Source organism: Williamsia sp. 1135, from assembly GCF_002095395.1.
Taxonomy (GTDB): domain Bacteria; phylum Actinomycetota; class Actinomycetes; order Mycobacteriales; family Mycobacteriaceae; genus Williamsia.
Genome location: NZ_MJEI01000029.1, coordinates 1 through 6,515, shown reverse-complemented (window position 1 = coordinate 6,515; position 6,515 = coordinate 1). Strand labels below are relative to the sequence as shown.

Here is a 6,515-nt window from a genome sequence, read left to right as displayed (position 1 = left end):
AGGTTGTGGTGGGGCCCTCCGTTCGGTGTTTCATGCGGTAGGAGTCGCCGTCGGTGACGACGATCGTGGCGTGGTGCAGCAGCCGGTCGAGGATGCTGGCGGCCGTGGTGTGCTCGGGCAGAAACCGGCCCCAGTCTTCGAACGGCCAGTGCGAGGCGATCGCCAGGGATCGGCGTTCGTAGGCGCCGGCGACGAGCCGGAACAGCAGTTGGGTGCCGGTGTCGTCGAGCGGTGCGAATCCGACTTCGTCGATGATGAGCAGATCCTGGCGGAGCAGTCCTTCGATGGTTTTGCCGACGGTGTTGTCGGCCAGCCCGCGGTAGAGCGTTTCGACGAGGTCGGCAGCGGTGAAGTACCGGACTTTGTGCCCGGAGTGCACAGCAGCGATCCCCAGCCCGATCAGGGTGTGAGATTTACCTGTACCCGCGGGGCCGATGATCGCTAAGTTATGTTGTGCTCGTATCCATTCCAGCGACGACAGGTAGTCGAACACCTTCGGCTGGATCGAGGATGCCGCCACGTCGAAGGACTCCAACGTCTTGGCGACTGGAAACGCCGCGGCCTTGAGACGATTGCGGATGTTGGAGGCATCGCGGGCAGCGATCTCCGTCTCGACCAGGGTCCGCACCACCTCCTCAGGAGTCCAGCGTTGGGTCTTGGCGGTCAGCAGGACTTCGGGTGCGGTGCGGCGGATCGCCGCCAGTTTCAACCGCCGCAGGGCAAGGTCCAGATCGGCGGGCAGCTCTGGGATAGACTGTGGTGCAGCTGGTTTAGGTGTCTTGGCGGTCGTCATGAGGAGGCCTCGCTATCGGTGGCCGGGGTGTGTTTGTAGGCCTGCAGCGATCTGGTCGGCGCCGAGGGAAGGTCCACTATCAGGGCGTCACCGGGTGGTCGTGGGGTGGGTGCTGCGGCGCCGGTGGCCAGGATGGAACGCACATCAGCGGCCCGGAACCGTTTGAACGCCACCGCCCGGGTCAGCGCTTCGAGTAGCAGGGTGTCGCTGTAGGCCGCGCCCAACGCCAGCAGTGCATCCAACTCCGAGCTCAGGCGGGTATTGCCGATCGCGGCGGCACCGATGAGGAACTGCTCAGCGGGTTCGCCGAGTGCGCAGAACCGTTTCTCCACAGCAGTTTTCGGTCTGGGTCCGCGGTCCGGGGCCGGGCGTGGGCCGCCGTAGTGCTCATCGAGGATAATCGCTTCACCCGGTGCAGCGAGCTGGTGATCGGCGACCACCTCACCGGATTTCGGTTCGATGATCAGCAACCGGCCCGCATCCTGCACCAGGGTCACGGTCGTTCCGATCAGCCGGGTGGGCACCGAGTAGCGGGCCGAAGCGTACCGGATACATGAGAGTCGGTCGACTTTGCGGGTCACCGGCGGCGGACCGACCTGCATCCGCAGAGACGGCAACTGCCCCAACACTTCCCGCTCAGCCTCGAGTCGCTCGTTCGGGATGGCGAAGGTATCCGAGTGCTGCCGGGAATTGACCTCCACGCACCACACGTGGGCGGCCGTGTTGGCCTGATGCACATCCAGGACCACGTCGTCGCGGCCGGCCGCGACCTTGGCCTCAGTCCACAGCGGTATGGCCAAATCCGACTGAACGTAGTCGCACAGGCGCTCGACGATGCCTTTGGATTCAGGGTCTGAGGCGTGACAGAAGTCCGGTGCGAAGCCGTAGTGGGCAGCGAACCGGACGTACTGCGGGGTGGGGATCATCACGTTCGCCACGACACCGCCTTTGAGGCAACCCATCCGGTCGGCCAGGACCCGCTTGGGAACTCCACCAATCTCCTCGAGGGCGTGGGCTATGAACGTCAACGTGGTCGTTGCGGTTTCGTTGGTCGCGAAGGCAACGAACCGCCACCGCGAGAACGCGAGCACCGCGCAGAACACATGGATGCCGCCGACGACGGCCCAATCGATGACCAGGTAGTCACCCGGCGCCCACACCGCGGGACGGCGTCCACGGTGATGATCTCTGCGCCACTGCGCTTTTGACTGTGCGACCAAACGTCGGAAGTTGCGGTCCGATCCGTCGTAACCGGCGGTCCGGGCGACCGGCAGGAGTCGTTTGGCCGTGATCTTGCCGTGCGATCTCTTGACGCGTTCATCGACCAGGGCGGTGACTGCGTCGTAGTTGCGGGAGCGCTCAACGCGCTCGGGAGGGTCTTGGTCGCCGGCCTCGAACCGGTCGACGACACGTTTGACGGTCTTGTGGGTGGTGCCGCACAGCTCGGCGGCTCCTCGGTAGCTTCCGACTTCGCGGTAAGCAGAAATGATGTCCATACGGTCCTTCGCAGACTTCAATGGAACTCCCAGGCGGTGATGGTGTGGTTGGCACCTTCACCGTCATCGCCTGGGCCTTCAGTTCCGGGTCGACACGACGAACACAGGGTGGGGACTTTTATCTGGCCACCAGTGGGGACCTCGACCTGGCCACCAATGGGGACTTTTTCATGGCCATGGACACGTGATCGACGTCAAGAATGCCGATAGGAAGAGGTCGGATCAGCTGATCCTCGGAAACCCGCAAACTTTGCAGACTCGATCGATCAACGGGCCGGGACCGGCTCAGCAGGGAGTGTCCGAGCTTACGGCGGTGGCGTCGGAGTTTCTGTTCAGGGGTTTGCGGTGAGGAGGGTTAGTGGTCCGGTGTAGGCGGGTTGGGTTCGTAGGTGGCCGTATCGGGCGTCCCAGGTGCCCGAACGCAGGTCGGCTGCGAGGGCTGTGAGTCCGGTCTCGGTGTCAGTCGGGGTGATGAATTGCCACGTCGATTGCGTACTGCGTATCTCCGGGTCGAGGTAGGCCTCGGGGCGTGCGTAAAAGGCTTCAACAAATCCATCGGTGCAATCGTTGGGGATGGGCACCGGGTCCAGACTGTGCGATCCGCCGAGGATGGTTGCGAGTTCTGCGATGTCGGGGAACCGGGCATGTTCGGTTGCGGGCCTGCTGGGAAAGTAGTCGGTGAGCCAAAAGTCAGCGAGGGCATCAACGTCAAGGGTCATGATAACTATCGGGCCACGAGTGACTCGGCGGACTTCACGCAGGCCGGCGGCAAGACCATCACCCCATTGGTGCACGGTCAGCACGGCCATTGCAGCATCGATCGAATCGTCGTCGAACGGTAAACGTTGGGCGCTAGCCGCGATCGTGGGTACCGCCCCTCTCGGGCGCGCCGCGCGCATCGCGGGGGAGGGTTCGACCGCCAGGACCGTTCGGTCGGCAGGTTCATAGGATCCAGTTCCGGCACCGACGTTGAGGACACTGCGAGCCTGCGCCAGCTGGTACTGGATCCTCGACGCTATCCGCGGATCTGCCCGCCGGTGACGCCCGTAGATTGCCCCGACGTGTTCGTAGTCGAAGTCACCTGACCGACGTGTTGAATTAGCCATACAACCACGGTCACGCGACTCGTCCGCGTTGGCAAGGATCACACCCGCGCCGGGTCTAAAACCAATGACGTCGGTGTCGTCGATGTCGGATGGCACCTACAAATGGCGCTGGTGGGTGACAGCTAGGCACACTGCCGCCGGAGACGACCAACGCAGTTCCAGCCCTGGAGACGCCAATGGAGAACCGTTTTGTTTCTGCGATCGTGAATGATTGTGTCTACAGACCGAATTCGCGGACAAGGTCGGCTGGGTCGCATACGGCGAAGACGTTCAACTACACGTCCACCATGGGGGCGCCGGGCCATCGTCGAGCAATGTCGCTCTTAATGCGCGCCACGTGCATTTCAGAGTTTGCGCATGCCTCTCAGCGCCCGAATCGTTGGGAGAGCTGTCCCGAGCCCCTTGCGTAGGCGCGGGTGGAATGCGCCGAGGTCGCCGACGACTGCGTATCGGAGTCCGCTGTCACGCCACACGGCAACTTGGTCGACGATCTCCGACGGGGTTCCCGTCAAAAAGTGTTCGCGAACGAGTGACTCAGGAACCCGTTCGACATAGTCGAGGACCGTTGCCTCATCGAAGGTTTGCGGCAACATGTCCTGAAACCCGGTGAACGAATCACCCATCGGGTGAACCGCACCGTGACGTACCCATTCCTTTGCCGGGAGGTTGAGGGCAAACGCGCGAACGACGATGCTGCCCACCAACTCATCGACGTCCGCCCGTGTCGTACCGGTCAAAGAAAAGAAGACGCCTGCCGGAATGATCTTCGCCGGGTCGCGGCCGGCGTCCGACGCGGCGGCGCGGACCGAATCGAGCATTGTCCCGTATTCGGAGGCCTGCATCGTCGCGACCGGGAACCATGCGTCTGCATATTTACCCGTCGCTCGCAACATGCGCGGACCGTGGGCGGCCACCCATATCTCTGGCCAAGTACCGTGATGCTGCGGGAGGTCGAAGATCGCGTTCCGCAGCGGGAAGAAATCTGAATCACGATTCACAGGTTGGCCTTTCGAATCCCACAGGGCCCGTATGGTCGCCATTGCCTCCTCGAACCGGGCGACGGGCCGCCTCCAGTCCACGCCGTAGGGTTCGTTCCCTTCGCGTTCGCCGGTACCGATACCTAGGATGGCGCGACCGCGACTCAACAGATGCAACGTCGCTGCGGCCTGTGCGGTGACAGCCGGGTTGCGTCGTGCGGTATCGGTGACGGCTGTGCCCAGTCGCATTCGGCTGAGTCGATTCCGAGCGGCGAAATATCCGAGCGTGATCCATGGCTCGTAATACGCGTCCACTCGGGGTGCCAGCTTCGCCGCGCCTGCGTACTTGGGCGACCACACCGACCTGGGGATAAGCGACATCAAGTGGTCTGCCACCCAAATCGAGTCTGCTCCCGCACTTTTCGCGACGGCCTGTGTATTCCGAATGAATAGGTCCGGCGTGACGCGAGAGTTCACGGTAGCGTCGATGACGCCTGTCCTGAAGGTACTCATGCGCGCACCTCTCGATGTCGGGTCGGCAAATTTTATCCGCTTTGTCACAGATCAGCAGGGCGAATGCGATTTTCCGTACTCCGACTACGGCCCTGTCGTACTCGAGCGATAGCGACTGCCCACCCCAGTTCTGTGCGCGTTCTGTGCGCTCAATGACCGAGTCGGAACAGCACTATTTCTGATAGCAGGAGTCACCATGACGAAAGAGTGGCTCGTTGCGCCTGCCTCTACCTGCAACTGGCAATATTCGATTGGGAACTATTGTCAATCGAAATAGAGACTGTTACTGCGCGGCAGATACGATGCGCCTTGGGGTAGGCCGGCCCCGCCCTTCCCGACATGCTTGATACCTTTTGGCCGATGCCAACGTAGCTTCTAGGGGTTCTTACCTTGTTGAGGTTCCCCCCAGGTAGTGGACACCGAGCTAGCGGGATCAGCGGTTCCGCTGGGAGGATGTTCACATGTCGCGGAAGCGTCGGTCGTTCACGACCGAGTACAAGGTCGATGCTGCGCATCGAGTGATCGATTCTGGTCGATCCATCGCCGAGGTCGCACGAGACCTCGGCCTCAACGAAGGCCTGCTGGGGCGGTGGGTCGCTGATGAGCGCCGGCGCCTGGACGCAGCGCGGCGAGAGGGCGATGAGCCACTGACCGCAGTCGAGCGCGACGAGCTTGCCCGGCTACGCCGGCAGGTCGCCGATCAGGAGAAGGACATCGCATTCTTGAAAAAAGCGTCGGCGTACTTCGCGGCGAACCATCAACGGTAGAGAAGTACGCGTTGATGGCCACGGAGTGCGCCACCACAGCAATCAGTCGAATGGCCACCCTGCTGGGTGTGTCAGCCTCGGGTTACTATCGGCATCTAAAGTCAACCAGGGCAACAGAATTAGGGATACAGAGGCAGCGTCGGGAAGAGTTGGCTGTGCGAATCGCTTCGATCCACGAAGACTCCCACGGTGTCTACGGATCGCCGCGGATCACCGCTGAGCTACGCGCGCGGGGCGAGTTCGTCACCGAGAAGACCGTCGCCAAAATCATGGCCGAGCGGGGCCTAGCTGGTATCAGTCCGCGCACCTTCTCGCCGCCGACGACGATCGTCGATCCGTTCGCGACGTTCCCGCCGGATCTGGTCGACCGCGTCTTCGATCAGGGCCGCACCGACGCCGTGTGGACGTCGGACATCACATATCTGACTTGCGGTGGCGAAGACATGTATCTGTGCGTGATCAAGGATGAGCATTCGAAGCGGGCGTTGGGGTGGGCTGTGGCCGATCACATGCGCGCTGACTTGGTGACCGATGCGGTCGATATGGCTGCTCGTACCCGTCGCGGTCGAACCAAGGGCATCATCATGCACTCGGACAGGGGATCTCAGTACACATCGTCCTTGATGACGAATGCCTGCGGGAAGTACGGTCTGCTTCGGTCGATGGGTCGGACCGGGGTGTGCTGGGACAACGCCGGTGCCGAGAGCCTGTGGTCGACGTTCAAGCACGAGCACTACTACCGCCACAGCTACGTCTACAAGAGCGAACTGGTTGCTGCGGTTGACAATTGGTTCGACTACTACAACACTCGACGGAGGCACTCAACGATCGGGATGCTCAGTCCCATCGACTACGAGATGTCA

Annotated in this window: 7 protein-coding genes; 3 read left to right on the top strand and 4 right to left on the bottom strand. The window is 62.2% G+C overall.

All coding sequences use genetic code 11. The features are described 5' to 3' along the window. Positions 1-793, bottom strand: a 793-nt coding sequence (gene istB, locus BFL43_RS00415; protein ID WP_084889715.1) for an IS21-like element helper ATPase IstB, incomplete at its 3' end; no start/stop codon positions are given. Beyond that, a complete protein-coding gene (istA, locus tag BFL43_RS00410) occupies positions 790-2,310 on the bottom strand; it encodes an IS21 family transposase (RefSeq protein ID WP_143694986.1) in 1,521 nt (506 codons plus the stop codon). The genes istB and istA, both read right to left, overlap by 4 nt. Here istA and BFL43_RS28750 point away from each other — a divergent pair. Continuing rightward, positions 2,310-2,477 (top strand): hypothetical protein, encoded by a 168-nt coding sequence (locus BFL43_RS28750; RefSeq protein WP_168176495.1) that lies wholly within the window; start codon positions 2,310-2,312, stop codon positions 2,475-2,477. The genes istA and BFL43_RS28750 overlap by 1 nt on opposite strands. 144 nt (positions 2,478-2,621) lie before the next feature. On the opposite strand, the gene BFL43_RS00405 is transcribed toward BFL43_RS28750, so the two are convergent. Both BFL43_RS00405 and BFL43_RS00400 read right to left on the bottom strand, forming a co-directional pair. Further along, positions 2,622-3,395: a class I SAM-dependent methyltransferase gene (locus tag BFL43_RS00405; RefSeq protein ID WP_084889749.1), complete on the bottom strand. Its 774-nt coding sequence runs from the start codon at positions 3,393-3,395 to the stop codon at positions 2,622-2,624. A 344-nt stretch (positions 3,396-3,739) separates the two neighbouring features. Next, positions 3,740-4,885: an LLM class flavin-dependent oxidoreductase gene (locus tag BFL43_RS00400; RefSeq protein WP_084889747.1), complete on the bottom strand. Its 1,146-nt coding sequence runs from the start codon at positions 4,883-4,885 to the stop codon at positions 3,740-3,742. Between the two features lie 461 nt (positions 4,886-5,346). On the opposite strand from BFL43_RS00400, the gene BFL43_RS00395 reads away from it, so the two are divergent. After that, entirely contained in the window at positions 5,347-5,652 is a 306-nt protein-coding gene (locus BFL43_RS00395) for a transposase (protein ID WP_084889730.1), read from the top strand. Next, a partial coding sequence (locus BFL43_RS00390; RefSeq protein ID WP_168176492.1) for an IS3 family transposase occupies positions 5,604-6,515 on the top strand: 912 nt, incomplete at its 3' end. The genes BFL43_RS00395 and BFL43_RS00390, both read left to right, overlap by 49 nt.

Bases quoted from the DNA above. Each gene is read 5' to 3' on its own strand.
- BFL43_RS28750 (WP_168176495.1), top strand. From the start codon at position 2,310: ATGGAACTCCCAGGCGGTGATGGTGTGGTTGGCACCTTCACCGTCATC.
- BFL43_RS00405 (WP_084889749.1), bottom strand. From the start codon at position 3,395: ATGGCTAATTCAACACGTCGGTCAGGTGACTTCGACTACGAACACGTC.
- BFL43_RS00400 (WP_084889747.1), bottom strand. From the start codon at position 4,885: ATGAGTACCTTCAGGACAGGCGTCATCGACGCTACCGTGAACTCTCGC.
- BFL43_RS00395 (WP_084889730.1), top strand. From the start codon at position 5,347: ATGTCGCGGAAGCGTCGGTCGTTCACGACCGAGTACAAGGTCGATGCT.